Origin of the sequence: Actinophytocola sp., assembly GCF_036378875.1 — a bacterium.
Taxonomy (GTDB): Bacteria; Actinomycetota; Actinomycetes; order Mycobacteriales; family Pseudonocardiaceae; genus Actinophytocola.
In genome coordinates this window covers 168,963-195,043 of the sequence record NZ_DASUVO010000002.1, presented here as the reverse complement: position 1 = coordinate 195,043, position 26,081 = coordinate 168,963, and the positions used below count along the sequence as shown (strand labels likewise).

Below are 26,081 nucleotides of genomic sequence, written 5' to 3'. Positions count from 1 at the left end.
ACAAGCCGTTGCCGAACCGGTCGTGACAGCGTACTGTTTCACCTGTCAGCAAAAATTGACAGGTGTAGGAGCGACATGACGGGCGACGCCCTGATCGAGTTGTTGGCCGCGCTGGCCAACCCGATCCGGTTGCGAATCGTCGCCCGGCTGGCCGAGGGACGGCAGTACGTGAGCCAGCTGGCTCGCGACATCGGGGTGAGCCGTCCCCTTCTCCACATGCACCTGCAGAAACTCGAAGCCGCCGGGCTCGTGGCCGGGAACCTCGAGCTGTCGGCGGACGGCAAGGCCATGAAGTACTTCGAGGTCACCGACTTCGAGGTGCGACTCACCGCGGCCGCACTGGCCGAGGCCGCCGTGACCCTCACCTCACCGGCACGCAAGGAGCAGACGTGACCTGGCCGAACGCGATCATCATCCTGGGCGTCTTCGTCGTCGTGATCATCCTCATCGGCGGCGGTTTCTCGACGTACCTCGACCTGCGCAAGGCGAAGCTCGTGGCCGAGCAGGAAGACAGCCTTCGCCAGCTCGTCCGCCGCTACGAGCAGCTCGCCGAGGGGACGCTCGACGCCCAGCAGCGGGCGGCCACGGAGCTCACCGACCTGCGGACGCGGACCGCGGCCATCGAACAGATTCTCAGAACGGTGGAATAACCCATGAAGGCAATGGCGCAAGACCGCTACGGAACTCCGGCGGATGTCCTCCAGTTACGCGAAATGGAGAAACCAACGCCGCGATCGAACGAAGTGCTGGTACGCGTGCGCGCGGCCGGCGTGGACCAGGGCACGTGGCATCAGGTCACCGGACTGCCCTACCTGGGACGTCTCGCGTTCGGCTTGCCGCGTCCCCGGATGCCGGTGCCAGGACTGGACATGGCCGGGATCGTCGAGGCTGTCGGCACGAAGGTGACCGGATTTCGCCCTGGCGACGAGGTGTTCGGCATCGGCCGCGGCACGTTCGCCGAGTACACGACCGCGAAGAGGATCGTGCCGAAACCGGCGAACCTGACCTTCGAACAGGCGGCGGCCGTGCCGGTGTCGGCGTGCACAGCTCTCGAGGTGCTGCGGGGTGTCGAGGCGGGGCAGCGCGTGCTGGTCATCGGCGCCGGCGGCGGCGTCGGCTCGTACGCGGTCCAACTGGCGACGGTCTTCGGCGCGTCGGTGACCGGCGTGTGCGGCCCGACGAAGGTGGAGTTCGTTCGCTCGCTGGGCGCGACCGAGGTGATCGACTACACGAGCACGGAGCTGTCCGGGCAGTACGACAGGGTGCTGGACATCGCGGGTAGTCGCCCGCTCCCGACACTGCTACGCCTGCTCACCCCGAGGGGGACGCTCGTACTCGTCGGCGCGGAGGAGGGTGGCCGCTGGATCGGCGGGCTGAGCCGGTCTTTCGGCGTCCTGGTGCGCCGACCGTTCACCCGCCAACACCTGCGGGCACCGCTCTCGATCGTGCGCACGTCGGACCTCACCCGCCTGAGCGAGCTCCTCACCGAAGGCAGGATCACGCCGGCGGTCGACCAGACACTCCCACTCATCGACGTGCCCACGGCGATCACCCACCTGCGGAACAGCCGCGTCCGCGGCAAGATCGTCATCACACCGTAGGAAGAGCACCGGAGCGGCCGGACAGTCAGCGGACACGACGGCCGCACCTCCCCAGGGCCCGCACGAAAGGTCCTTTCGTGCACCCGGTGGGCCCCCCGATTTCCACGCTACCCGGTGGCACCGACAGAAACGGCCTCCTGAGCCCCGGTGCCCGCGACACGATCGGGGTATCCCCGACGAAAGTCCCATTCGTTCCCCGGGGGTCCCCCGGTTTCCACGCTACCGGTGGGCACCGACAATTCGGGCCGCAGATACCGCTACTGGCAACGGGTTCACCTGTCCGAACCGAGCGAAAGTCCCATTGGTGCCTTGGGCGGGCGGCGGGCGGCAGGCAGCAGGCAGCAGGCAGCAGGCAGCAGGCAGCAGGCGGGACGATCGTCGAGGCACCGAGATAGGCGAAACAGCTGAGGCGGCCGGGACAAGCACGACCCCTGTTACGAGACAAGCGGTGTCTCGGGTCGCGACCGCCTGAGCCGGGCATGTCGGTGGCCACCGGGCAGCACCGGCGGCGACGTGATCTTTCCGCGGTAGTTGAGACCTTGGGAGGCAAAGGAAACGGGCCTCTTCGGGCCGCCCGGCTGGCCACCGCCCGTCGCGCCACCGACCGGATGGGACGGTTCTGCCAAATCGGGGTCCGCGCGAACGATCCTGATGGGCTGGTCCCACGCTGGAGCGGCCGCGACGAAGATCCGTTCGTCGACCTCACCAGCCTCGGAGCCGAAGGCCGGTCATCGCGGGCTCATGCCGGACAAGCTGGCTCCGTCAGTAGCCGAGCGAGATGGTGTGTCCCGCGGTCGTCGGGTCGGTGAGTGCGGTGAGGATCGCGTCGGCCAGGTCGGCGCGGCCGATCATGATGCCGCCGCGCACGTTGAGATCGAGCGCCGTGCGGTAGGGGCGGCGCTTGCCGTTGGTCAGGCGCGGCGGGCGCATGATCGTCCACTCCAGACCGCTGTTGCGGACCAACTCGTCGGTCTGCGCGAAGTCATCGAACCCGGTCCGCAGGAAACGGCGCAGCATCGGCTTGACCAGCGCGCGGGTGAACGGCCCGTCACCGGAGTCGACGACGTGGCCGCTGGCGGTGATGACGACCAGGCGGCTGGTGGCCGTGGCGTTCATGGCCGTGATGATCGAGCGGGCGGCCGTGGCGCAGACCGGCGTGTCGTCGCCCGGTCGCGGGCCGAGTGCCGAGATGACGGCGTCCTGTCCCTTCACGGCGACCTCGATCGCCGCCGGGTCCATCACGTCCGCGACCACGGGCGCCAACCGGGCGTGCGGTGCCACCCGAGCGGGGTCGCGGACCACCGCGGTGACGTGGTGACCGGCCTCGAGTGCCTGGCGCACGACGTGTTGGCCAGTGCCGCCGGTCGCGCCGAAAACGGTGAGACGCATGTGTGACCTCCAGTGGTTAGTGAACACTAGCCTCAGCGTAGGCTAGTGTTCACTAACCCGTCAAACGGCGAGGAGGGACATGAGCACCCGGGAGCGGATCCTCGACGCCGCCGCGGAGATCCTGCGCACGCGTGGGGTCGCGCAGGCCACGACCAAGGAGATCGCGCAGGCGTCGGCGGTTTCCGAACCCACGCTCTACAAGTACTTCGGCGACAAGGAGCGTCTGCTGCTCGCGGTGCTGCGGGAGCGGTTGCCTGGGCTGTCCCGCGTGTCGGTCCGACCGGGCACTGGTGACCTCGAGGACAACCTCACCGAGTTGGCACACGCCGCCCTGGACTTCTATCAGCGGGCCATTCCCATGCTGGCGGCACTGCTCTCGGATCCACAGAGGATGGCGACACACCGGGAGGCGATCGGCCGGCACGGCGGCGGTCCCGAGAAGGCGGTCGAGGCGTTCGCCGGGTACCTCAGGGCCGAGCAGTCGGCAGGGCGTGTGCGGGCGGACGCGGATCCGGACGCGGCGGCGGCACTGCTTGTCGGCGCGTGCTTCCAGGAGGCGTTTTTGCGTTACTACGCGAAAGGGCCCGGCGCCGCGGCCGCCACGCGTGCCCGCGCCGCTGCGCTCGCCCGAACAGTCGTCCAGCCGTTGCTCAGTGGTTGAGGTAGGCGAGCACCGCGCGTACTCGCCGGTGGCTGTCGTCGGCCGGTGGTAGGTCCAGCTTGTTGAGGATGTTGCTGATGTGCTTTTCCACCGAAGCCGGCGCGAGAACCAGTTCGGTGCAGATGGCAGAGTTGGACAGTCCCTGCGCGATGAGGCCGAGCACTTCGCGTTCCCTGGCGGTGAGAGCGGTGATGCCCCGGTCGCTGTTGTTGCGGGCGAACAACTGCCGCACGACCTCCGGGTCCATGGCCGTCCCGCCGGCGGCGACACGTTCGATGGCGTCGAGGAACTCGTCGAGTGCGGTCACGCGGTCCTTGAGCAGGTAGCCGACCGCGCCATGGCCGTCGGCGATCAGTTCGGCCGCGTAGGCGCGTTCGACGTACTGGGACAGGATGAGAATGGGGGTGCGGGGCTCGCGGCGGCGGATGGCGAGCGCGGCCCGCAGTCCCTCGTCGCGGAAGTTCGGTGGCATCCGGACATCCACTATGGACAATTCGGGCCGGTGGTCGGCCACCGCCGCTTCCAGTTCTGGCGCGGTGGACACGGCGGCGACGACCTCGTGCCCGGTGTCGGTGAGCATTCGCACCAGCCCCTCCCGCAGCAGCAGGAGGTCCTCGGCGATCACGATGCGCATGGCAGCTCCGTGTGAATGGCGGTCGGACCTCCGACCGGGCTGGTGACCGACAGAAACCCGTCGAGTGCTTCGACTCGGCGGCGCAGACCGTCCAAACCGGACCCGGACGCGTCCGCGCCGCCGCGGCCGTCGTCGCGGATCTCGACCGTGAGCACGTCCTCGGCCCTGGTCAGCGTCACCGTGCACGTGCCGGCGTCGGCGTGTTTCACGACGTTCGCGAGTGCCTCGGCGGTCACGAAGTACGCCGCCGACTCGACCGCCGGTGGCAGCTCCCCCAGCTCGCCTGCCTCGACCTGGACAGGGAGCGGCGCGTCGCCGGCCAGTGCGGCGAGCGCGGCGACAAGCCCGCGGTCGGTGAGGATCGGCGGATGGATGCCGCGGACGAGACGGCGTAGTTCGGCGAGTGCCTCGTCGAGCTGACGCCGTGCGATGTGGACGTCCTCACGGGCCGGTTGTCCCGAGGTGCGCATCTTCCGGTCGGCCAGCGCGAGGGTCATGCCGGCGGCGACGATCCTGGCCTGTGCCCCGTCGTGCAGGTCCCGTTCGATACGACGCAACTCAGCGGCCTGAGCGTCCACGACACGGCGGCGGGTTACGGCGAGTTCACGGGCCCGCCGCGCGAGGCGTTGCCGTGGGCCGGGTTCGAGCAGCGCCACGGCGAGGCGGGCCTGCAGCCGGGCCACCCGCGTGACGAGCCACCACGCCACCGGTGCGAGCGCCAGCCCGATGGCGGTGAGGACGAACCGGCCGGCACCGGTGTTGAACAGCCAGTCCACGACCGGCGGCAGGTACGGGTTGGGCACCGCCCACAGCCAGACCGGCGCGAGGATCGTGGCGAGGTCCACCACGCCGGCGATCACGCCGGCGAATCCCGCGACCCCGAGCGGCAGCAACAACAACAACCACTCGAGGTCCCGCCAGGTCGCTGCGTCACGGACCACCGCACGGCCGCGGACCCACGGGTTCGTGCCGGTCAGCGGGTCGTACGGGGACTCGATCGGCCGACGCAGCTGGACTCCCGCACGCAGCCGTTCGAGGGCGGCGATCCGGCGGGTCACCCAGGTCGCCGCGAGAAACGCCGGTGGGGCCAGGTAGGTGAACGACAGCACACCGCTGACCAGCGTGGTGACCAGGGCCCACACGAAGGTGGCGGGCCCCAGCACCAGGCTGGTCAGCAGGTGGGCGAGCGCGACGGCGCCGCGGCGGATCACGTGATCAACCTAGCTTCACCGCGGGAAGCGAGCGCCGCCTGACCACCAGGCGGGCGGGCACCGCGCCGGCGACCACCCCGAGCAGGCCGACGCCGCCGAGCAAAGCCAGGTACCGCAAGGGTTCTGCGAACAGCCGCCACTGGCCGTCCTGTGCCACGCTGAACGTGCCGACCACCGCGCCGCTGATCACGCAGCCCAGCACGAGCGCCACGGCGACGGTGATGAGCGTCTCCCGGCCGAGCATCCGGTGAAGCTGCCGGGCGGTCGCGCCGGCCAGCCGCAGGTCGGCGAACTCGCGGCGCCGCGCGCTCGTGGCGATGGCGAACGTGTTGACCACGGCGATCGCGGTGAAGCCGAGCGAGATCACGACCATCAGCTCCCACGCGGCCTGCTGGTTCTGGACGTCCACCGTGCCGGCCCTCGGGTCCCTGACGTCGGTGGCGGCAAGCGTGGGCCACCGCGTGAGATCCGGTGCGCCCCGCAGGTACAGCGCGGTGACGAGGCCGCGGGGATCGTGGGCGGCGACGAGCTCGGCGGGCAGGACGAGGTCGCCAAAGCCGCGCCAGTTCGCGTAGATCCCGACCACGGTCAGCTCGACGCGGGTGCCGTCGGCCAGCCAGAACACCGGCCGGTCCCCCACCCGCCAACCACGGGTCTCCGCGAGCGGGCGGCTGACCGCGACGGTGTCGTCCTTGATCGTCAGCTCGCCGTCGGTGACGCCGAGGTCGAGTGCGTGCTCGCCGTTGGTGCGCAGACCCTGGGCGGCGTAGTCCTCCGGCTTGCCGCCCTCGTCGACGACCACGCGAGTGCCCACCGTGGCAGCGGAACCGGTCACCCCGGGCAGCGAACCGATCTCGGCGGCGGTGGCGAGCGGCAGGCCCGGCGCGTTGGTGGCGGCGACCCGGACGGTCGCCGGCGCGGTGCGCGCGGCCTGCTGGTCGGCGGTGACCTCGGTGAGGATGTCGCCGTTGAGCAGCATCGTGGCGTTGATCGCGAACATCAGTGTCAGCGGGATCGCGACCCCGACGACCCGCCGGCTCTCGGCCCTGGTCATCGCGCCGGCGACGCGGCCGAGCACGCCGGTGACGGCGGCCAGCCGGGACAGCACCGCGGTCAGCGCGCCGACGACGATCGGGCCGAGCGCGGCGACCGCACACAGCAGCAGCGAGCAGGAGATGAAACCCATGCCCATGCCGAACGGACCACCGAGTGGCACCAGGCTCAGCACCGCGACCGCGCCGACAACCAGCACCGCCGCGACGAGCACGCGCGGCAGCCAGCCGACCCGGCCGGCGGTGACGGTCTCCCGCAGCGCCTGGGTCGGCGCGATCCGCACGGCGCGCCGGGCGGCGAGCCCGGTGGCGAAGACGGTCACCAGCAAGCCGAGGAGCACGGCGGCGATCAACACAACGGCGTTGTAGGACACGGTGAACTGCGGCGGCACCGCTCCCAGCTCCCGGAACCGGGTGGCCACCAGCTCCGCGACCACGATCCCGGCGGGCAGCGCCGGCAGAGCCGCGGTCAGGGTGACGAGCGTGATCTCCAGGCGCAGCACCCGACGCAGCTGACGCGGTGTCGCGCCAGCCGTGCGCAGCAGCGCCAGTTCGCGCAGTCGTTGGCGCACCGCGAGCGACACCGTGCCGGTGAGCACGAACACCGCCGCGAACCCGGTGATGCCGAGGACGAACCCGAAGATCGAGATCGCGCCGATGTAGTCCGGCACCGCGCCGGGCAGGTCGGCGCTCACCTTGTCCGCTCCAATGTGGATGGTCGCGGCGTCCCCCACTCTCTCACGCAGGGCGGTGATCCCGTCAGCACTGGCCTGGACGGCGACCGCGGTGGGCCCGGCCAGCCCGGACAGCTCGACCACCTGCGAGTCCGCGACGAACACCGCGGCCTGCCCAGGAACATCGCCGCCGACCACGCCGGCCACCCGCAGCTCACGGACGCCGGTCCGGCTGGTCAGCCGCACCGTCTGTCCCAGATGGACACCGAACTCGCCCTGGAGGGCGACCTCGCCATGCCCCGGCGCCGTGCCGGCCCTCAGCGGATACGGGGTCAGCGCGGCGGACGACCAGCCGTGGGCCACGGTCGCGGCGTCCGGCGCGCGAACCGGCTTTCCTTCGAGGTCGAGCGCGACCGGGAACGCGTAGTCCGCAACGGTTTCCGTCACGCCAGGTGTGCTGGCGACGGTGTCGACCGTCTCCCGTGGGAGCGGCTGGGCCCCGGTGAGCCGCTCCTCCTTCGTCTTGGTCTTGACCTTGTCGCCCTTGTTCGTCGAGGTGGTCAGCACGATGGACCGGTCACCCGCGACCATCGCGTCGGCCCGTGTGAACCGGTCGGCGCCCGGCCCGGCGGTCAGGACCGACCACAGCAGCAGGCCGCTGCCCGCGATCAACGCGACCGCGAGGAACGCGGTGAGGAAGGTGCCCACGAAGGACCCGAGGCGGTGCTTCACGCTGGCCGTGGCGAGTTTGGTGATCATCGGGTCAGCTCCATCATCCGCGCCGCGACCTGCTCGGCGGTCGGGGTGTGCAGTTCGCCCGCGATCCGCCCGTCGGCAAGGAAAACCACCCGGTCGGCCCACGCCGCGGCGGCGGGGTCGTGGGTCACCATCACGATCGTCGCGCCGAACTCGTCGACAAACCGGCGCAGCAGAGCCAACACCGCCCGTCCGGTGGACAGGTCCAGCGCACCCGTCGGCTCGTCGCCGAAGATCACCTCGGGGCGGGCGGCCAGCGCCCTGGCGAGCGCGACGCGCTGCTGCTGCCCACCGGACAGCTGCCCCGGCCGCGCCTTCTCACGGCCGGCAAGCCCGACACGCGTCAGCAGCTCCGCCGCCCATTTCCGGTCGGGCCGCGTGCCGGCCAGCTGCTGGGGCAGCAACACGTTGTCCCACAACGAGAGCGAGTCGACGAGGTTGAACGACTGGAACACGAAGCCGACATGCGCCCGCCGGACGGCGGTCAGCTTCGGCTCCCGCAACATGGCGATGTCCCGCCCGGCCAGGACGACCTGACCCGAAGTGGGCCGGTCCAGCCCGGCCGCGCAGTGCAGCAAGGTCGACTTGCCGGAGCCGGACGGCCCCATCACCGCGGTGAACGACCCCCGGCCGAAACCGACGGTCACCCCGTCGAGCGCCCGCACCCCACCCGGGTGCACCTTCGTCACCCCGGACAGCTCGACCACGTCCCGCGGCGGGGCACCCTGTGAATCCCTGAGAACCATGCCCAGAATGCTCGTCGCTCACGGGGACGGGACCCACCGGGCAGGCAATGATCTGAGGGGTAGGGCTACCCCTACCCCTCGTCCGTGTCTTCGCCGAACTCGCGGTGCAGCACGTCACGTAATACCGACGCGTCCGCGTCGGTCAGCTCACTCACGAAATGGGACAGCACCGAGGTGCGGTCGTCCTGGGCGTCGAGCAGCCGGCCCATCCGCCGGGCGACGAGCGTCGACGCGTCCGCGACCGCCACGTACCGGTAGGCCCGTCCGTCCTTCTTCCTGGTGACGGCCTTCTTGTCATAGAGCCGGGTCAGCGTGGTGACGACAGCGCTGTAGGACAGCGTGCCGCGAGGGTCGAGCCGGTCGCGGATCTCACCCGGCGAGAGCGCGCCACCCGCGGCACCGAGTATCGCGAGGATCTGCGCTTCCAACTCGCCGGGGCGTCGCCGGCCGCTGCGTTCGTCACCGGTCGTCACGCCGCACGAGCATACCCATATACTCGGGCGAAATGCCGGGAGGTTCGTGATGTTCGACCACTTTGTCTGGTCCGTCGTCGTGGTTCCGGTGCTGGTTCTCGCCGCCGGACATCTATTGGTCGACCGGCTTCGCCCTGATCTCGCCGCCCGTGCTTTCGCGTGGGCCACCGCAATCGCCGGTATCGCGGCGGGTGTGAACCTTTTCAGCTTCGCTCTCAAAGCACTGGCGGAAATACCTGCCGTCGCGAGAATGGGGGGCTGGTCGCACGAGACCGTGGCCGCCGACACCGCACACGTGCCCTGGGTGTCCTGGCTGTCGCTGCTGTGGTGCGTGGCGGCGGGTATTGCCGTGACCGTGGCATGGCGGGCCCGGCGCCGCGCCATTCGGACGAGCGAACAGCTGGCCGAGACGTTGCCGGACGGTCCGCGTGTCGTCGTCGTGCCCAGTGAGGCCGTCGACGCGTTCAGCCTGCCCGGCCCGTCCGGCCGCATCGTCGTCACCACCGCCATGCGCGACACGCTCCACACGGACCGCCTCGACGCGGTCATCGCCCACGAGCAGTGCCACCTCGACCAGCGCCACCACGACCTGCTGTGGCTCACCCGCCTGGGCAAGACCATTCATCCACTGCTCACGCCCATGCTCAGGCACGTCCAGTACCTCGTGGAGCGGGCCGCCGACGAGGCAGCCGCCGACGCCGTGGGCAACCGGCGCAACGTGGCCGCCGCCGTCGGCGAGGCCGCGCTCCGCGCCAACCGCGTCACCGCACCCGCTGGCACCCTCCACCTCGGGGCCCGCCCCGGCGAGATGCCCCGCCGCGTCAACGCTCTACTCGCAGATCAAGTGGGGCGCCGACTCCTGGTCTGGATTCCCGCGCTGGTCGCCGTGAGCACCGTCGTATGGACCGGCGAATGTGTCTACGACCTACAGGAACTCCTGGTTTTCGCTATGCGCTAGTTCCCTCGGTGGCCGGCGTTGTCAAACCAGTTCAGTGTTCGGCGCCAGACCTCCGTCGCGGCGTGAGGGTTGAAGCGGGCGCCCGTGTCGTTGAAGAAGGCGTGGTCGGCTTCGGCGAACGTGAGAAGTTCGTATTTCAGATCGGCCGTTTCCAGTGCCGCTTTGGCGGTCGGGCGGGTCGCGTTCACGCGCGCGTCGAGGCCACCGTAAACGCCCAGCACCGCGGCGCGGGAACCGGACAGGTCGCCACCTTCGGGGAAGGGGCCGTAGAAAGGTGCTGCCGCGGCCAGGCGAGGTTCGCCAGCGGCGAGTAGACGCCAGATCATGGCGCCGCCGAAGCAGAAGCCGATCGCGGCCAGTTTCTTGCCGCGGAGGCGCCGTTTGAGTTCGGTCACGGCGGCTTTCATGTCCTCGTCGAAACGCTCCGGTGGGATCTGTCCGAGTGCGGCCGCCACCTCGGCCTCACCCGGGAACGCCCCCGTGCCGCCCTCCTCTGACAGGAGGTCCAGCGCCAGTGCGGAGTAGCCGCTGGCGGCGAACCGGCCGGCGACCGTGCGGATGTGCTCGGTCAGCCCTCGGTTCTCGTGGATGACGAGCACGCCGCCGCGCGGTGCGGCGGCGGGTGCCCACGCGGCCATCAACGGCACCCGGGGTCCCGCGAACGTGATGGACTCGCGGGCGACCGGCGCCCACGTCGTTTCCGACGCGGTGGGCTTGTTGCCGTGTCCCGCCAGGTTTTCCGGGGCGGCCGCGGTCGCCTCGCCCGCCGCGAACGTCGTCAGAAGCCCGGTGGCTGCCGCACCGCTCACGCCGAGCAGGCCCAGGCGGCGTACCGCTTCTCTTCGGTTGATGATCCCGTCAGCAAGGTCCTCTGCTACCTCTTCGGCGAGGTACCGCTGAATTTCCGTCATGGCCCCTCCCAGATTCTCGAGAGTGGTACCGGTCCGTGACCGGCTGCCCACGGTGTGTGGACGAGCATAGTCCCGCTGGACGAGAGTTACCTGACACGCGGCAATTCAAGGTCTTCCTCGGCGGCGCCCTCGTAGTCTCGACGCAGTGACGGTCGTCACATTCGCCACGATTCGTCTTGTATACGAGGGAGTTCTCATGTCCGCCGCACCGTCGCTTGACGTTCTTTCCGCCGAGGTCACCGCGCTCCGGCCGCGCATGGAGGCCGTGAGCATGGCCATCCACGCGCTGCCGGAGCTGAAGTTCGCGGAGTATCACGCCCAGGAGGTCCTCACCACCTGGCTCACCGAGTCCGGCTTCGCGGTGCGGGCGCCGGTCGGTGGGGTGGAGACGGCCTTTGTTGCCGTACACGAAGGAAAGGCGGCTGGCCCGTACGTCGCGGTGCTCGCGGAGTACGACGCGTTGCCCGGTGTCGGCCACGGCTGCGGCCACAACCTCATCGCGGCCGGGGCCGCCGCGGCGGCGATCGCGGTCGTTCGTGCGCTGCCCGATCACCCGGGCACGATCGCGGTGATCGGCACGCCCGGTGAGGAAATGGGTGGTGCCGGCAAGATCCTGCTGGCCGATGCCGGGGTCTTCGGCGGCGTGGACGCTGCGGTGATGTTCCATCCTGGCGACCGGTCGTTGACCGCGCGGGCCGGGCTGGCCGCCGCGCATCTCCGCGTCGCCTTCACCGGGGTGAGCGCACACGCGTCGGTCTCTCCGTGGCTGGGACGCAGCGCGTTGGCCGGCGCGCAGCTGTTCCTCCAGGCACTCGACACGTTGCGGCAGTTCGTCCCGCCCACTGTTCGCCTGCACGGCATCGTCGCGGACGGCGGGCAGGCTCCGAACGTCGTGCCGGCCCATGCCGCCGTGGATCTGTATGTGCGTGACCGTACGGCGGTGTCGGTGGAGGCACTGCTCACGCGGGTCCGTGACGCGGCAGAAGGTGCCGCGCTGGCGACCGGAACGACGGCCTCGGTCAGTGAGACCGGCCCGCTCTACGCGGAACGCCGCAACAACATGGTGCTCGCCGAACGGTTCGGGGAGGCGGTGCGGGCGTTGGGCGTGGAGATCGCGGCCGGTGACCTGGACGGCCCGGCGGGATCCTCCGACATCGGCAACCTCTCGCTCCTGTTTCCGGTCATCCACCCGTATATGCAGATCGCCGCCGCCGGGACACCCGGCCACTCCGACGCGATGCGCGAGGCGGCGGCCACACCGTTCGCCCACGACCGCACGCAGGTCGCGGCGACCGCGCTGGCGCGCGTGGTCGCCGATCTCCTGACCGACCCCGAGCTGTTGGCGGACGCGCGGGCGGAGTTCACGGAACGAACCGGGGTTCTGGCGTGAGACACCGGCCATACACTCCCGCCCATGTCGGTCGTCATCGTCCTGGAAGGGGTGGGCGCGGACCGCTTCACGGTCACCGTGTCGCCCCTCGCGGAACTGGCCGCGACTCTGCACGTGCTGACCGAGCACACGCACCATCACGAGCACGCGTCCTGGGCCGCCGAGATCACGCGCACCGCCCCACCCGAGTTCATGGCGGGACTGCAGCGGTTCGCTCCACTGTGGACAGCACTGCGCTGGCGCGCCTTCTACCCGGCGGCCGACGTGGCGTCGGCGCCGCTGGCCAGGCTCAGCCTGGACCAGTTCGCGGAGCTCACCGCGTACACGTGCGCGAGCGGCTACAGCGGATACGTTTTCGGCAACGTGCTGCACGATCCGCGCCAGGCGGCGGCGCTCCGCCATGCCGCTGGCCGGTTGCCGGATCCGCACCTGCGCCTCGCCGAGGACCTGCTGCGCGACCCGGAGGCGCTGCGGGCGGACATCGTCGGGTTCATCGACCTGTGTCACGAGGTGTTCTTCCACGATCTGTGGACCGAGACCGCGCCCACCCTGACGCACGCCGCGCACCGGCTGCGGCAACAGTTGGCGCACGCGGGACCGGCGGCGACGCTCGCGTCACTCAGCCCGTCCACCCTTCTGCGGGGCCCCACGCGGGTCATCTTCGACAAGATCCACCACGTGGTGATCAGCCCGGCACGCACCCCGGTGCTGTTGATCCCCACCCGTTACGGAGCCCCGCACCTGCTGGTGAAGAACGAACCCGGTCTGCCGCCGGTCGTGCACTTCCCTGTCGAGGCACTGGGTGTGGGCATCACTCTGGCCCGCAGCCGCATGCTCGCGCTCACGAACCCGCACCGCGTACGGCTGTGCCGGCTCATCGCCCGGCAGGCGATGACCACCGCCGACCTGGCCGACCGGCTGTCGATGACCCGACCCCAGGTTGCCCGCCATCTACGCGTGCTGCGTGAACTCGGGCTGGTACGTGGGGAGCGCACCGGCCGCTACGTCCACTACTGGATCGACATCGGGGCCGTCGAACGCATCGGACAGGACGTCGCCACCGCTTTGCAGCGCTGACCCATTTCTCGCCGAGGAGGCCTGCCGCTACTGCCAGCTCAGCCTGCCGTCGACGCGGCTGTTCCCTATCACCACGTTCTGGAACCGTAGACCGTCCACATTGAGCAGTTCCAACGGCTTCTCCGCCTGCTTCACCGTGATGTCGGAGAACGTCACGTCGCGCAGCGGGACGGCTTCCGGGCCGTGTGCGTTGAGCACGGTGCCCGCCGAGTCCACCGTGAACCCGTCGAAGACGATGTCGCGGTACACCGGAGGGTAGTTGCCGCCCTGCTCACCCGGGTAGTCGAGCTGGAACCAGAACAGGGTCTCGAACGAGCCGACGGTCATGTCGCGCACCCGGATGTGCTCGACGGTGCCGCCGCGGTCCAGATTGCCCTTGAAGCGGATCGCGGAGGCGCCGTCGCGTAGCACGTTGTCGGTGAAGTACACGTGCCGGATGTCGCCGGACATCTCGCTGCCCAACGCGATGCCGTCCTCGCCGCCCATGTCGTTGTCGCGCACCACGACGTGTTCGCTCGGCCGGCCGACCGTGCGGCCGTCGAGGTCGCGACCGGACTTCACCACCACCGAGTCGTCGCCGGTGCGGAACGTGTTGTCCTCCACCAGCACGAAACGGCTGGAGTCGACGTCCACACCGTCGTTGTTGGACCGGTGACTGTCCACGTTGAGTCCGCGCACGGTCGCCTGGTCGGTGTAGACGAGATGGTTGATCCAGAACGGCGAGTTGTGCACGGTGTAGTCCGACAGCAGCACTCGTTTCGCGTGGAAGAACTGGATCGCGCTGGGCCGCAGGAACGTGCCCTCGCCGAACACGCGCTCGGTGGGCGGGACACCGGTGAAGCCCATCTGCCGCAGGCGCTGCTGGTCTGCGCTCTGTTTGTCATACCAGCCATGGAACTCGTGCCGCTCGTTGCCGTCGATCACCCCTTTACCGGTGATCGCCACGTCGTGCACGTTGTTCCCGTAGATCAGCGGCGAGTAGCCGTACAGTTCCGTGCCTTCCCAGCGGGTCGGCACCACCGGAAGGTAGTCCCTGGCGGCCGACCCGAACAACAACGTGGCGCCCTCGGCGAGATGCAGCTCGATCCTGCTCCTCAGGTGCACCGGCCCCTCGCTGAGCCAGGTGCCCGCAGGTAGGACCACCCGACCGCCGCCGCGCCCGGCGGCCTCCGCGATGGCCGCCATGATCCCCGGACGCGCGTCCGTGGCACCGTCGCCGACCGCGCCGAAGTCGGTAACCAGGAAGTCCCTGTCCGGAATGGAGGGTGCCTGGATCGCCCGCACGATACGGTTGATCGCCGCGTCGTCCGTCTGCCGGGATCCGCTCGTGTCGGCGTCCGCTCCTGCCGTCAGCGTGGTGGCGAGCCCGATGGCCAGCAGGGCGAGCGGGAATCCTCGTCGCATGCGGTGTCCCTTCCCGTGGTCGAACCAGCACACCATGTGACATTACACGTGGCGCGTTGAACCACCCGGCGTCCCGATTCGTTCCTTGCACGGAGCCGGCGTCCAGTGATGTTCCTTTGTAAACAGACACATGGAGGGGCAGGATTCATGAGGAAGTTCTTGTTGGGTGTCAGCGCGGTCGCGGCCGTCACGCTTACCGGCTGCGACGGCGACAACAACGCCGCGTCCACTGTGGACAGCACGCCGACGTCCACCAGCAGCGCTGACCAGTCCTCTCACAACGAGCAGGACGTCACGTTCGCACAAGGAATGGTCCCGCACCACCAGCACGGGGTCGACATGGCCAAGATGGCCGGCGAGAAGGCCACGAGCGCATCGGTGAAGGATCTCGCCAGTCGTATCGGAGGCGCGCAGGACGAGGAAATCCAGCAGATGACCGGCATGCTCGAACAATGGGGCGCGCCAACCACATCAGGCATGGAAGACGGCATGTCCGCCGACGAGATGGGCATGATGACGCCCGACGAGATGCAACAGCTCGAGCAGACCACCGGCGCCGCCTTCGACCGGCTGTGGGTAGAGCTGATGATCAAGCATCACCAGGGCGCGGTGAACATGGCCAGGACCGAACTGGCGCAAGGTGAGAACGCCGACGCCAAGGCGCTCGCACAGAAGATCCTCGACGTCCAGGAGGCGGAGATCACGGAGATGCGGGCACTGGCGTGATCCGTAGCAGCATGGCTGTCGTGGCGGTTCGGCGTTGTTCGCTGGCGTGGTTTTGGTTGCCTTCTACGATCGCCGAAGTGCCGGTGACGTCGCCGTCCTGACCGGCGCGGGGCTTTCGTCTCGGGGTGTCGGGTGCTGTAATTCGATTTATGCCGAACGGGAACGCCAGCCGGGACGTCGAGCGGTTCGGTTACCGGCAGGAGCTCAAGCGGTCGCTCTCGTTCTGGGATCTGCTCATATACGGGCTCATCTTCATGGTGCCGATCGCGCCGTTCGGGATCTTCGGGAGTGTGTTCGCCGCCGCTGGTGGCATGGTGGCGTTGGCGTATGCGATCGGCGCGGTCGGGATGGTGTTCACCGCGGTGTCCTATGCGCAGATGTCGAAGGCGTTTCCGCTGGCCGGCTCGGTGTACGCCTACGCGGGCCGGGGTATCGCGCCGCCGTTCGGGTTCATCGCCGGCTGGCAGATCCTGCTGGACTACATTCTCATCCCCGCTCTGCTGTACATCATCTCCGGCATCGCGATGAACGCCTTCGTGCCCGGCGTTCCCGTCGTGGTGTGGGTGATCGGGTTCATCGTCCTGAACACGGTCGTCAACTACTTCGGTATCGAGCTCACCGCACGGACCAACCGGGTGATGCTCGTCGTCGAGCTGGTCGTGTTGGCGATCTTCCTGGTGGTCGGTGTGGTCGCCCTCGTGAGCGGCAAGGCCACCGGGGACGCGTTCTCGCCGCTGTACGACTCCGGCACGTTCTCCGTCGGGCTGATCTTCGGTGCGGTTTCGTTGGCGGCGCTGAGTTTTCTCGGCTTCGACGCGATCTCCACGCTGTCGGAGGAGAACCGGGAGGCCGGCGGGCAGGTGGCGCGGGCGACCGTGCTGTCGCTGCTGCTCGTCGCCGTCCTGTTCGTCGTCCAGACCTGGGTCGCCGCGCTGCTCGTGCCCGACCGGGAGCGGCTGTTGGCCGAGGGCGACACGGCCGGCACCGCCTTCTACGACGCGGCCGAGTACGCCGGCGGGCACTGGCTGTACGTGCTGACGGCGGTGACGACCGCGGTCGCCTGGGGGTTCGCCGACGCGTTGGTCGCGCAGGCGGCGACCTCCCGCCTGCTGTACTCGATGGCGCGTGACCGCCAACTGCCGGGCTTCCTCGCGAAGGTCCATCCCGGGCACCGGGTTCCCGAGCGAGCGACGTTCCTGGTCGCGGCGATCTCGGTCGTGGTCGGCGCCGGCATGACCTTCCGGGACGACAACGGCGTCTCGCTGCTCACCACGCTGGTGAACTTCGGCGCGTTGACGGCGTTCCTGCTGCTACACGTGTCGGTGATCGTGCACTACCTGGTCCGTCAGCGCAGCCGGGACTACCTGCGGCACCTGGTGGTTCCCCTGTGCGGCATGGCCATTCTCGGCTACGTGGTGGTCGAGGCGAAGGTGGCCGCACAGGCGGTCGGGCTGGTGTGGCTTGGGATCGGGATCGTTGTGATGGCAGTGCTGCTGTTGAGGAGGCGACGTGGAGGTCATCGAGTACCGGCCCGACCCGAGTGAGTTCGCCTGGACCTTCGGCGGCGTGGCCCCGGTCCGCACGATCAGGCCCGGCGACGCGCTGTCGCTGTGGACCGAGGACTGCTTCGCCGGCAAGATCCGCACGGAACGGGACCTGGTGTCCCAGGTGTGTGAGTTCCCGTTCCTCAACCCGCAGACCGGACCGTTCTATGTGGACGGTGCGAAGCCGGGCGACACGCTCGCGCTGCACTTCGTGTCGATCGAACCGGCCCGCGACATCGGCGCGGCGACGACCGTGCCGTTCTTCGGAGCGCTCACCTCCGACGCTCACACGGCGACGCTGCAGGAGGCGCTGCCGGAGCTCGTGTGGCTCTACGAGCTGGACAACGCGCGGCGCACGGTCACCTATCACGCCAAAAGCGCGGAGTTGACCATCGAGTTCCCGATGGATCCCATGCACGGCACGGTCGGCGTGGCGCCCGCCGCTCTCGAGGCGCGCTCCGCGCTGGTGCCCGACTCGCACGGCGGCAACCTCGACACCCCGGAGATGCGTGCGGGGGTGACCGCCTACTTCGGGGTCAACGTCGAGGGCGCGCTGTTCTCTCTCGGTGACGGGCACGCCCGCCAGGGCGAGGGCGAGGCGTGCGGCACCGGTGTCGAAGTGGCCATGAACACGGTGGTCATCGTCGATCTGATCCCGGCAACGCCGACCCCGTGGCCACGGCTGGAGTCCGACACGCACCTGATGACCGTCGGCGCCGCCCGTCCGCTGGAGAACGCGTACCGGGTCGCGCAGGTGGACATGACCGGGTGGCTGTCCGACCTGTGCCACGTCGACCGCATGGACGCCTACCAGATCGTCGCCCAGGCCGCGCTCGCCCCGGTGGCCCAGGTGTGCAACCCGATCTACACCGTCACCAGCAAGATCCCCAAGTCGCTGGTGCCCGCCGACCCCGCGTACGGCGGGATACACGCCGACCTACGCGGCAGGGCTGCCCGACTGCACGGTTGAGCGGGCGCCGCCCCGGGGCGACAGCTCGGCACGGACGAGCGAGTCCAGCCAGCGGCCGAAGAACGCCCTGCCCTGCCGCACGGCGTCGACCTGCTGCCGGGCCGCTTCCCGCAGCCCCTGGACCGTCACGCCTGGCGTGTGCGCGATCTCGTGGGCATGCCCGACCAGCCAGGACTCCTGGGCGTCACCGGACACCTCGGGATGGAACTGCAGTCCCATCGTGTGCTCGCCGATCGAGAAGGCCTGGTTGTGGCAGGCCGGCGTCGACGCGAGGTGGACCGCTCCCTCGGGGAGGTCGAAGGTGTCGCCGTGCCAGTGCAGCACCGGCCCGGTCAGCTCCCCCAGCGGCGAGTCGGCACCGGCCGGCGAGAGTCGCACGGGAGCCCAGCCGATCTCCTTCGACTCCGCCGGATACACCCGGGCGCCCAGCGCGGCCGCGATCACCTGCGCGCCCAGGCAGATCCCCAGCAACGGCAGCCCCCGGGCCACCCGGTCCCGGACGAGCGTCTTCTCCGCCTCGATGAACGGATAGCTCTCGTCCTCGTAGGCGCCGACGGGGCCGCCGAGCAGCACCAGCAACGCCGGATCGGTCTCGTGGACCCGCCGCAGGACGTGTTCCCTGGCGGCGTCCACATAAGTGATCCGAAAGCCGCGTTCGGTCAGCACGTCCCCGAACACGCCCAGGTCCTCGAAGGCGACGTGCCGGACGGCGATGACCTCCCCTGTCATGGTTCCTCCGTCACAGATCCAGTACCAGCCGCGCGCTCGACGAGCGCGAGACACAGATCATCATGGATTCGCCGGACTTCCGCTCGTCCGCGCTGAGCACGGTGTCGCGGTGGTCGGGCACGCCGTCGAGGACGCGGGTCTCGCACGTCCCGCAGACGCCCTCCCGGCACGCCGACAGCCGCGAGATGCCCGCCGCCTCCACGGTTTCGAGGATGGACCGGCCCGGCTTGACCTCCAGGGTGCGCCCGGATCGGTGGCACACCACGTCGAAGGTCTTGTCCGCCCGCACGGCCGGCTCGCGTCGGGCCGCGAACCGTTCGGTGTGCAGGATGCCGTCCGGCCACCCGGCGCACCACTGCTCGACCGCCTCGATCAGCGGCTCGGGGCCGCAGCAGTAGACGAGGCAGTTCGGGCGCGGGTTCGCCAGGTAGGAGGCCAGTGGCAGCAGCCCAGCCTCGTCCTGCGGGTGCACCCGCACCCGGTCACCGTAGGCCGCGAGGTCGGCGACAAAGGCCATTGACTGGCGGCTGCGACCGCCGTACAGCAGCTCCCACTGCCGGCCGTCGGCCGTGGCCGCCTCGATCATCGGCAGGATCGGGGTGATGCCCACCCCGCCTGCGATGAACAGGTAACGCTGGGCGGGGAGCAACGGGAAGTTGTTCCTCGGCCCCCGGACCTCGACGCGAGTGCCGACCCGGAGCGCGTCGTGGACGTACTCCGAGCCGCCGCGACCGTCCGGCTGCCGGAGCACCCCGATCCGCCACTCGGACCGGTCGGCCGGGCTACCGCACAGCGAATACTGGCGGGTCAGGCCGAGGTCCGGGAGGTCGAGGTCGATGTGCGCGCCCGGCGACCAGGCGGGCAGGTCCTGCCCGGACGGGTCGGCGAGGGTCAGCGTCACGACGCCGTCCGCCGCCATGCGTCGCTGGCTGACCTCGAGAAGTGTGGTGCCCTCCTCGAGCACCGTCGTGAATGACGTGTCTGTCGTCATGGTGATCCCCCTCAGACGCCGACCAGACCGCGACGGTGGAAAGCCTCGCGGGCGGCATCGGTTTCCATCAGTCCCAGCTCCCGCGCCATCGACACCACACCGGAGTGGTCCAGGGCGTTCAGGTCGACGGCCCCCGCGCCTCGAACCTCCCGGATCATCTCCTCGGCGTGGGGGAACTCGATCTGCTCCAGCAGCGCGAGCCAGACGTCCAGTTCCCGGTCCGCGAACCAGGTGACCGGCTCGGGTAGCAGCTCGGCGAACAACGCCACCTCGGCCGGTGACAGCTCGCGCGTGAAAAGCTCGGTCAGCGACCGGAAGAGCGGGCCGTGCACCATCTCGTCGTGCCGGTGCGCGGCCACGGTCATCCGGTTGAACGGCTGGATCTCCTCGGCCTCGCTCAGCAGGTGCAGGTAGTCGCTGATGAAGATCTCCGAGACCGCCGCGGTGGCGAACTGCACCATCCGCTTCTGCCATGGCTCGCTGAACTCGGCCTGCCGCCGCCGCATGTGCGAGACCAGGTTGAACTCCGGAATGGCGAGTCCTTCCAGCCCTCGGCGGCGGCGGGTGAGCCGGCTTGATCGCTCGACCAGGTGAATGTGGTAGACCTCGTCCACCATGGTCTCGCCGACGGCGAGCTGTGAGCCCTCGTCGTTCAGGCCCGGCAGCTGTCCGGACATGATGTCGAGGCAGATCGGGTTCACGATCTCGTTCTCGATCTGCGTGGTCTTCGCGTTGTACATCAGCCAGCCGCAGCTCAGCACCCGCGACCTCAGTTCGGGTGAGCAGGACTGGAACTGGGGCATTTCCCGGAACGGGAGCAGGCTCTCCAGGAAGTCCTCCCGGCCGGGCACGAACAACGGCTCCAGCTCGGTCTTTTTCACCTGTGCCCGGCGCGACCAGTTCGTGGCGAGCCGGTCGATCAGTATCCGGGTCTGGGACGGTTCTTCGTGCCCGTTCTGCTCGGTTGCGTGGGCGGCGTTGTCCAGCATTACCTTTACTCCAGAATAATTTTCGAAGTGGCGCGTCAGCCGTTGCGACCGGCCGCGAACTCGCCGTGGAACATGTCCAGCCCGTCCTCGGCCGTGTACACCTTCGCGACCTTGTCGGTGGCGGTGTCGATCCGGACGAGGTGATTGCTCACGAAGCTGGACACGAACACGGATTCCTCGTCGAACATGGCGGTGGCCGTGTGCGCGTTCCGGAAGTCGTCGGGCAGTTCGTGCCCGGGACGCAGGCGCTTGAGGAAGCACGGCTTGGCGGGGTTGGCGATGTCCCAGACCGAGATGAAGCCGGTCGTCCCGTAGCCGCCGGGCAGATCCGTCGGCGTCCACGAGTCTTCCTCTGCCACGTACAGCTTCCCGGCCGCGACCGCCACGTCCGACGGCGGCCGGAACATCCCGGCGCCCGCCTCGGAGTCGGTGGGGCGGATGACGCATTCCGCGGTGTTCGTCTTGGTGTCGATCAGCCACACGCTCGGGCCGACGAGCTTGTCGCCCGACGGCGCGGGCGGATCCGGGTGCCGCACGGAGGTGGTCGCCGCCGGGCGCGTCCGGGAGGTCGGGCCCACCTGCATCGTCCCGAGGTAGGCGTACCGGTTGTCGAGCCAGACGGCACGGTGCACGAACGCGCCGTACTCCTCCGGTGTCCCCAGCGGAATGGTGCGCGTGACCTCGAGCTCGCCGGTGTAGTGGTTGACCTCGAGGACGCGGAGGTCGCTGATGTCGTAGTCGTAACCGACGCCGAGACCGATGGTGCCCTTGGGGTTGAAGCTGATCCCGTGCGTCTGGCGGGTCACCGGGCGGTCGGAGTAGAGCACGCGGGGGTCCAGCGTCCCGTCACGGTTGATCTTGAAGCCACGCAGGCGGTCGTCCGTGTAGTGCGCTGTGTAGAGGAACGAGGACCCGGGCAGCAGCGTCGGGGCGTGTGTCTGGGTGAACAGCGGCCGGGTCCAGGGCATGATCGGCTGCGCGTCGTCGGTCTGCTTGACGTTCGGCATGTCCGACGGCGTGCCCATGACGTCCAGCAGCAGGTTCTGCAGCAGCTCCACCTCCGCGGTGCCGGCGTCCCAGTCGATCTCCTTCAGTGACAGCGCGATGATCGACGCAGGGAAGGGCGGAAGAGCGTCCGTGGTGATGTAGACGGTCTTTTCGTCCGGCATGATCAGCGAGTGTTGTGGGCTCGCCGGCCGCAGGCCGGGAACACCGCTGATGGGCACACGCGCGATCTTGTCCTCTTCCGCGTGCACCAGGACGAGTTCCTGCGACATCATGTTCACACCACTGAGGATGTGCATCTCTTTCCTCCACGAATTGGCATTGGGCGCCGACCGGCAAAGCGAAAAGAGTCCGCGCTGACTACGTTAAATACTCCATGTGAGTCATATCACTGTCGCTAACGTTGTTAATTCAATGAATATGGACAGCACAAATCGGTGCGCCGGAAAAGTCGACAGCGCACTGTATTCACAGACAATCACCCGCGACGGGTGAGGCACCCCAGTAAGATCAACCCCCGGAAAAGCTAGTTGGCACTGCCAACAGTAGTATCGGTCGGCAGTGCCAACAACCACGGCGACGTGATGTGACGGCGAGAGGGCGGTGCGTGAGCGGAGCCTGCGGAGCGAACCATCAACGTTCAGGACGCCGCCGAGCCCGCGGAGGGCGACGGTGGAGCGGGGCCTGCGGAGCCATGAGCGGAGCTTGCGGAGCGAATCATCGAGCACTGCGTCGCCACGGAGCGGGAGCGGCGGCGGCGTGAGCACACCAGAAGAGCAGCTGTTGGTCGGGCTGAGTCGGCTCGGGCAGGCGATGCGGCTGGGTGCCTTCGACAATGCCGGCAGTGCCCGGATCTCCCCGTTGCAGGCCGACATCATCCGGCATCTCGCCGGCCACCCTCCGTCGTGCCGTCAGGGTGACCTCGTCACGGCGTTGGCCTCGACCGCCCCGACGATCAGCGACGCGGTACGCAGCCTGGTCGCCAAGGGTCTGCTGGAGCGGTCCCGGGACCTGGCCGACACCCGGGCGGTCAACCTCACGCTGACCGCCGCGGGACAGGCGGAAGCCACCCGGCTGGCCACGGTTCCCCCTCCCCTGCGCGCCGCGCTGGCCGCGCTCACGCCCGAGGACGTGGCCAGTATGCTCCGCGGGACCGTCACGATGATCCGCGTGCTGCAGCAGCACCGGGCGATCCCGGTCTCGCGCACCTGCGTGACGTGCCGCTTCTACCGCCCGGCCGAACCGGCCACCCCCGAGCTCCCCCACCACTGCCGGTTCGTCGGCGCCGACTTCCCGGACGCCCAGCTGCGTCTCGACTGTTCCGAACACGAACCCACCTGAGAATTCGTGTCACAACACGGTGGGGCGCGGTGTCCTGTGGGAGACATCGTCGAGAGCGAACAGGAGCCACCATGCGAGTTGCCGGCGGACCAGAGGCCCGTGGCGAGGACGACCGTCCGAACCCCGCCACCGAGGCGTTCGTCGCCCACCGCAACCTGCTCTTCACCGTCGCCTACGAGATGCTGGGCTCGGCGGCGGACGCGGAGGACATCCTGCAGGAGACGTGGCTGCGGTGGGTGGACGTCGATCTCGAGACCGTGCGCGACCAGCGTGCCTACCTGGTGCGGATCACCACCCGCCAGGCACTCAACCGGCTGCGCACACTGGGCCGCCGCAAGGAGTCCTACGTCGGCCAGTGGCTGCCCGAACCGCTGCTCACCTCACCCGACGTGGCCGACGACGTCGAACTGGCCGACAGCGTCTCGATGGCGATGCTGCTGGTGCTGGAGACACTCACCCCGACCGAACGCGCGGTGTTCGTGCTCCGCGACGTGTTCGACCTCGGCTACGGCGAGATCGCCGACGCCGTCGACAAGAGCCCCGCCGCGGTACGCCAGATCGCCCACCGGGCACGGGCACACGTCGCCGCGCGCCGGCCGCGCGACGTCGTCTCCCCTGCGGAGTCCCGGGCCGCGCTGACCGCGTTCCAACATGCCGTCGAGACGGGTGACCTGCAGGGACTGCTCGACGTTCTCGCGCCGGACGTCGTGCTGCTGGCCGACGGTGGCGGGGTCAAGCAGGCCGTGCCGCGGCCGCTCGTGGGTGCGGACAAGGCGGCTCGCCTGCTGAACGCCGGACTGAACAGGTTCCGGGGCCAGGTGGCGCTCGAACCGGTGCAGGTCAACGGCTACCCGGCGCTGATCATGCGGCTCAACGGGGAGATCGACGGCGTCCTGGCGATGCGGATCGACGACGGCCTGGTCACCGGGCTCTACTACGTGCGCAATCCCGAGAAGCTGTCGCGGGTGGAGCGGGAGACCGCGTTGAGCCGCTGAGCGTGTACCGCGTCATGGCGGGGTGTCGCCTGGCCGGACAAGACCGCATCGGTAGGCGATGACGACCAGTTGGGCGCGGTCGCGAGCGCCGAGTTTGGTCATGGCGCGGTTGACGTGGGTCTTGGCGGTCAGCGGGGACAGGGTGAGGCGTTCGGCGATGTCCTCGTTGGACAGACCGTGGGCGACGAGGACGAGGACCTCGCGTTCGCGGTCGGTGAGCCCCTCGAGCGCAGGCTGCGGCGTGGGGTCGGGTTGGTCGAGGACGTGTTGGACCAGGCCTCGGGTGGCTTTCGGGGAGAGTAGGGCGTCGCCGGCGGCGACGACGCGGACGGCGTGGATCAGTTCGTCCGGCCCGACGTTCTTGCCGAGGAAGCCGCTGGCGCCGGCGCGGACCGCGTGCAGGACGTTCTCGTCGTTCTCGAACGTGGTCAGCACGAGGATCCGGACGCCTGCCAGGTCGTCGTCGGCGGCGATGCGGCGGGTGGCCTCGATGCCGTCGACCTCGGGCATGCGGATGTCCATCAACACGACGTCGGCGCGGGTGGTGCGCGCCAGGAACACGGCCTCACGCCCGTTGACGGCCTCGCCGACGACCTCGAGATCGGGTTCGGCGTCGAGGATCATCTTGTAGCCGGCGCGAATGAGGGTCTGGTCGTCGGCGAGCAGCACCCGGATCATGTCATCGCTTTCAGTGCTGGGGCGGGCAGTTCGGCGTGCACAACGAAACGCCCGTCCGGCCGGGCCTGGGCGTCAAGACTGCCACCCGCGGTGGCAGCGCGTTCTCGCATGCCGAGGATCCCGTAGCCGGATCGGGTGGGGATGCGTTCGGTGGCAATGGGATTGACGACGTCGAGGGTGATGGCGTCGGTGGTGTAGGTGATGGTGAGGCTCGCGGTGCCGGTGCCGTACTTGTGGGCGTTGGTGAGCGCCTCCTGCAGGATCCGGTACGCGGCGAGGTCCACCACCGCGGGCAGTTCCCGTGCCTGGCCGATCTGCTTGCGCGCCACGGTCAGCCCGGCGGCGGCGAGCGCGTCGAGCATGTCGGTGAGGCGGGCGAGCCCTCGCACGGGTTCGGTGTCGGGGGCTGTGCTGTCCTCTGGCTCGCGCAGGACGCCGACGATCGAGGCGAGTTCGGCGAGCACCGTGTCGCAGGCGGCGCGGATGTGGGTGAGCGCCCGGTCGGCCTGCACGGGATGCCGGTGCAGGACGTGGCTGGCGGCGCCGGCCTGCACGTTGATGACCGCGATGTGATGGGCCACCACGTCATGCAGCTCGCGCGCGATCCGCACCCGCTCCTGGATGACGCGCCGCGCGGCCTCTTCCTCGCGGGTCTGCTCGGCGCGCCGGGCTCGTTCCTCGACCGCGGCGATGTAGGCGCGACGGCTGCGGATGGCGTCACCGACGGCGGCGGCCATCCCCATCCAGGCCACCAACCCAAGGCTCTGGGGAGACCACGCGGACCCCGTGCTGACGTAGGCGTCGACGAAGTACAGAACGACGGCGATCGGGCCGGCCAGCAGCGCACCGGAGCGGCGGTCGGTGCGCGAGGTCATGGTGAACGTGACGATGACGAGGGCGGCGAAGAGCACCGGCAGCTGGGTGCCGGTCGCCACCATGAGCACCGCCGCCGCGACGGCCGTGGCGACCAGGGTGTACTTCGGCCGCAGGCGGCGCGTGAGGATGGCGAGCAGCGCGATGGCCATCGCCGCCACGTCACGGGTGGTGATGACGCCGTCGGTCTGGCCCCGCATCCCGCTCAGTTCGCTGCCGACCCCCGCGGCCACCACGGCGCACGCCAGGACGGTGTCCTGGAGCAGGGGGTGGCCGGAGACCCACCGCCGGACCGCCGACCCG

General features: G+C 69.4%; 26 protein-coding genes. 12 read left to right on the top strand and 14 right to left on the bottom strand.

Annotation, left to right across the window (positions count from 1 at the left end; genetic code table 11):
- The first annotated feature begins 75 nt into the window (after nucleotides 1–75).
- From VF106_RS01020 to VF106_RS01010, 3 genes are all read left to right on the top strand, one after another.
- On the top strand, nucleotides 76–393 hold the full coding sequence (locus VF106_RS01020) for an ArsR/SmtB family transcription factor (protein WP_330837598.1): 318 nt from the start codon (nucleotides 76–78) through the stop codon (nucleotides 391–393).
- Complete coding sequence (locus tag VF106_RS01015; RefSeq protein ID WP_330837597.1) at nucleotides 390–650, top strand: hypothetical protein; 261 nt, start codon at nucleotides 390–392, stop codon at nucleotides 648–650. The genes VF106_RS01020 and VF106_RS01015 overlap by 4 nt, the downstream gene beginning before the upstream one ends.
- 93 nt (nucleotides 651–743) lie before the next feature.
- Complete coding sequence (locus VF106_RS01010; RefSeq protein WP_330837596.1) at nucleotides 744–1,601, top strand: NAD(P)-dependent alcohol dehydrogenase; 858 nt, start codon at nucleotides 744–746, stop codon at nucleotides 1,599–1,601.
- A gap of 762 nt (nucleotides 1,602–2,363) precedes the next feature.
- On the opposite strand, the gene VF106_RS01005 is transcribed toward VF106_RS01010, so the two are convergent.
- Nucleotides 2,364–2,990 (bottom strand): NAD(P)-dependent oxidoreductase, encoded by a 627-nt coding sequence (locus tag VF106_RS01005; RefSeq protein ID WP_330837595.1) that lies wholly within the window; start codon nucleotides 2,988–2,990, stop codon nucleotides 2,364–2,366.
- Between the two features lie 79 nt (nucleotides 2,991–3,069).
- Here VF106_RS01005 and VF106_RS01000 point away from each other — a divergent pair, with 79 nt between their 5' ends.
- On the top strand, nucleotides 3,070–3,651 hold the full coding sequence (locus VF106_RS01000; RefSeq protein WP_330837594.1) for a TetR/AcrR family transcriptional regulator: 582 nt from the start codon (nucleotides 3,070–3,072) through the stop codon (nucleotides 3,649–3,651).
- Here VF106_RS01000 and VF106_RS00995 read toward each other — a convergent pair.
- From VF106_RS00995 to VF106_RS00975, 5 genes are all read right to left on the bottom strand, one after another.
- Entirely contained in the window at nucleotides 3,641–4,285 is a 645-nt protein-coding gene (locus VF106_RS00995; protein ID WP_330837593.1) for a response regulator transcription factor, read from the bottom strand. The genes VF106_RS01000 and VF106_RS00995 overlap by 11 nt on opposite strands.
- Nucleotides 4,273–5,496 (bottom strand): sensor histidine kinase, encoded by a 1,224-nt coding sequence (locus tag VF106_RS00990; protein WP_330837592.1) that lies wholly within the window; start codon nucleotides 5,494–5,496, stop codon nucleotides 4,273–4,275. Before VF106_RS00990 ends, VF106_RS00995 begins: the two co-directional genes overlap by 13 nt.
- A 4-nt stretch (nucleotides 5,497–5,500) precedes the next feature.
- Nucleotides 5,501–7,981: an FtsX-like permease family protein gene (locus VF106_RS00985; RefSeq protein WP_330837591.1), complete on the bottom strand. Its 2,481-nt coding sequence runs from the start codon at nucleotides 7,979–7,981 to the stop codon at nucleotides 5,501–5,503.
- Complete coding sequence (locus VF106_RS00980; RefSeq protein WP_330837590.1) at nucleotides 7,978–8,724, bottom strand: ABC transporter ATP-binding protein; 747 nt, start codon at nucleotides 8,722–8,724, stop codon at nucleotides 7,978–7,980. Before VF106_RS00980 ends, VF106_RS00985 begins: the two co-directional genes overlap by 4 nt.
- 71 nt (nucleotides 8,725–8,795) lie before the next feature.
- Complete coding sequence (locus VF106_RS00975) at nucleotides 8,796–9,197, bottom strand: BlaI/MecI/CopY family transcriptional regulator (RefSeq protein ID WP_330837589.1); 402 nt, start codon at nucleotides 9,195–9,197, stop codon at nucleotides 8,796–8,798.
- Nucleotides 9,198–9,246: 49 nt separating this feature from the next.
- On the opposite strand from VF106_RS00975, the gene VF106_RS00970 reads away from it, so the two are divergent.
- Nucleotides 9,247–10,155 (top strand): M48 family metalloprotease, encoded by a 909-nt coding sequence (locus VF106_RS00970; protein ID WP_330837588.1) that lies wholly within the window; start codon nucleotides 9,247–9,249, stop codon nucleotides 10,153–10,155.
- Here the strand turns inward: VF106_RS00970 and VF106_RS00965 are convergent.
- Nucleotides 10,152–11,066, bottom strand: a complete 915-nt coding sequence (locus tag VF106_RS00965; protein WP_330837587.1) for a dienelactone hydrolase family protein — start codon at nucleotides 11,064–11,066, stop codon at nucleotides 10,152–10,154. The genes VF106_RS00970 and VF106_RS00965 overlap by 4 nt on opposite strands.
- Before the next feature lie 196 nt (nucleotides 11,067–11,262).
- Between VF106_RS00965 and VF106_RS00960 the strand changes: the two genes are divergently transcribed.
- Together VF106_RS00960 and VF106_RS00955 are read left to right on the top strand one after the other, a co-directional pair.
- Entirely contained in the window at nucleotides 11,263–12,456 is a 1,194-nt protein-coding gene (locus tag VF106_RS00960; RefSeq protein WP_330837586.1) for an amidohydrolase, read from the top strand.
- 24 nt (nucleotides 12,457–12,480) lie between these two features.
- Nucleotides 12,481–13,533, top strand: coding sequence for an ArsR/SmtB family transcription factor (locus tag VF106_RS00955; protein ID WP_330837585.1), 1,053 nt, complete (start codon nucleotides 12,481–12,483; stop codon nucleotides 13,531–13,533).
- A gap of 27 nt (nucleotides 13,534–13,560) precedes the next feature.
- On the opposite strand, the gene VF106_RS00950 is transcribed toward VF106_RS00955, so the two are convergent.
- Complete coding sequence (locus VF106_RS00950) at nucleotides 13,561–14,937, bottom strand: glycoside hydrolase family 28 protein (protein ID WP_330837584.1); 1,377 nt, start codon at nucleotides 14,935–14,937, stop codon at nucleotides 13,561–13,563.
- A gap of 147 nt (nucleotides 14,938–15,084) precedes the next feature.
- Here VF106_RS00950 and VF106_RS00945 point away from each other — a divergent pair, with 147 nt between their 5' ends.
- The 3 genes from VF106_RS00945 to VF106_RS00935 all read left to right on the top strand — a co-directional run bounded on the left by VF106_RS00945 (nucleotide 15,085) and on the right by VF106_RS00935 (nucleotide 18,177).
- Complete coding sequence (locus tag VF106_RS00945; RefSeq protein ID WP_330837583.1) at nucleotides 15,085–15,663, top strand: DUF305 domain-containing protein; 579 nt, start codon at nucleotides 15,085–15,087, stop codon at nucleotides 15,661–15,663.
- 149 nt (nucleotides 15,664–15,812) lie between these two features.
- Nucleotides 15,813–17,207, top strand: coding sequence for an APC family permease (locus VF106_RS00940; RefSeq protein ID WP_330837582.1), 1,395 nt, complete (start codon nucleotides 15,813–15,815; stop codon nucleotides 17,205–17,207).
- Nucleotides 17,173–18,177 (top strand): acetamidase/formamidase family protein, encoded by a 1,005-nt coding sequence (locus VF106_RS00935; protein WP_330837581.1) that lies wholly within the window; start codon nucleotides 17,173–17,175, stop codon nucleotides 18,175–18,177. Before VF106_RS00940 ends, VF106_RS00935 begins: the two co-directional genes overlap by 35 nt.
- Here the strand turns inward: VF106_RS00935 and VF106_RS00930 are convergent.
- Genes VF106_RS00930 through VF106_RS00915 form a run of 4 tightly spaced genes read right to left on the bottom strand, consistent with a single transcriptional unit; the run spans nucleotide 18,145 to nucleotide 22,190 of the window.
- Nucleotides 18,145–18,906: a glutamine amidotransferase gene (locus VF106_RS00930; RefSeq protein ID WP_330837580.1), complete on the bottom strand. Its 762-nt coding sequence runs from the start codon at nucleotides 18,904–18,906 to the stop codon at nucleotides 18,145–18,147. The genes VF106_RS00935 and VF106_RS00930 overlap by 33 nt on opposite strands.
- A 10-nt stretch (nucleotides 18,907–18,916) precedes the next feature.
- A complete protein-coding gene (locus VF106_RS00925) occupies nucleotides 18,917–19,897 on the bottom strand; it encodes a PDR/VanB family oxidoreductase (protein ID WP_330837579.1) in 981 nt (326 codons plus the stop codon).
- 11 nt (nucleotides 19,898–19,908) lie between these two features.
- Nucleotides 19,909–20,886 (bottom strand): diiron oxygenase, encoded by a 978-nt coding sequence (locus VF106_RS00920; protein WP_330837578.1) that lies wholly within the window; start codon nucleotides 20,884–20,886, stop codon nucleotides 19,909–19,911.
- A 35-nt stretch (nucleotides 20,887–20,921) separates the two neighbouring features.
- The gene (locus VF106_RS00915) at nucleotides 20,922–22,190 is read right to left on the bottom strand and encodes a lactonase family protein (RefSeq protein ID WP_330837577.1); all 1,269 of its coding nucleotides are present in this window, start codon (nucleotides 22,188–22,190) and stop codon (nucleotides 20,922–20,924) included.
- A 460-nt stretch (nucleotides 22,191–22,650) separates the two neighbouring features.
- On the opposite strand from VF106_RS00915, the gene VF106_RS00910 reads away from it, so the two are divergent.
- Complete coding sequence (locus tag VF106_RS00910; protein ID WP_330837576.1) at nucleotides 22,651–23,232, top strand: MarR family winged helix-turn-helix transcriptional regulator; 582 nt, start codon at nucleotides 22,651–22,653, stop codon at nucleotides 23,230–23,232.
- 71 nt (nucleotides 23,233–23,303) lie between these two features.
- Complete coding sequence (locus VF106_RS00905; RefSeq protein ID WP_330837575.1) at nucleotides 23,304–24,227, top strand: RNA polymerase sigma-70 factor; 924 nt, start codon at nucleotides 23,304–23,306, stop codon at nucleotides 24,225–24,227.
- Nucleotides 24,228–24,239: 12 nt separating this feature from the next.
- Here VF106_RS00905 and VF106_RS00900 read toward each other — a convergent pair whose 3' ends face one another.
- Both VF106_RS00900 and VF106_RS50775 read right to left on the bottom strand, forming a co-directional pair.
- A complete protein-coding gene (locus VF106_RS00900) occupies nucleotides 24,240–24,905 on the bottom strand; it encodes a response regulator (RefSeq protein WP_330837574.1) in 666 nt (221 codons plus the stop codon).
- The gene (locus VF106_RS50775; RefSeq protein WP_414638823.1) at nucleotides 24,902–25,642 is read right to left on the bottom strand and encodes a sensor histidine kinase; all 741 of its coding nucleotides are present in this window, start codon (nucleotides 25,640–25,642) and stop codon (nucleotides 24,902–24,904) included. Before VF106_RS50775 ends, VF106_RS00900 begins: the two co-directional genes overlap by 4 nt.
- Between the last annotated feature and the right edge of the window lie 439 nt (nucleotides 25,643–26,081).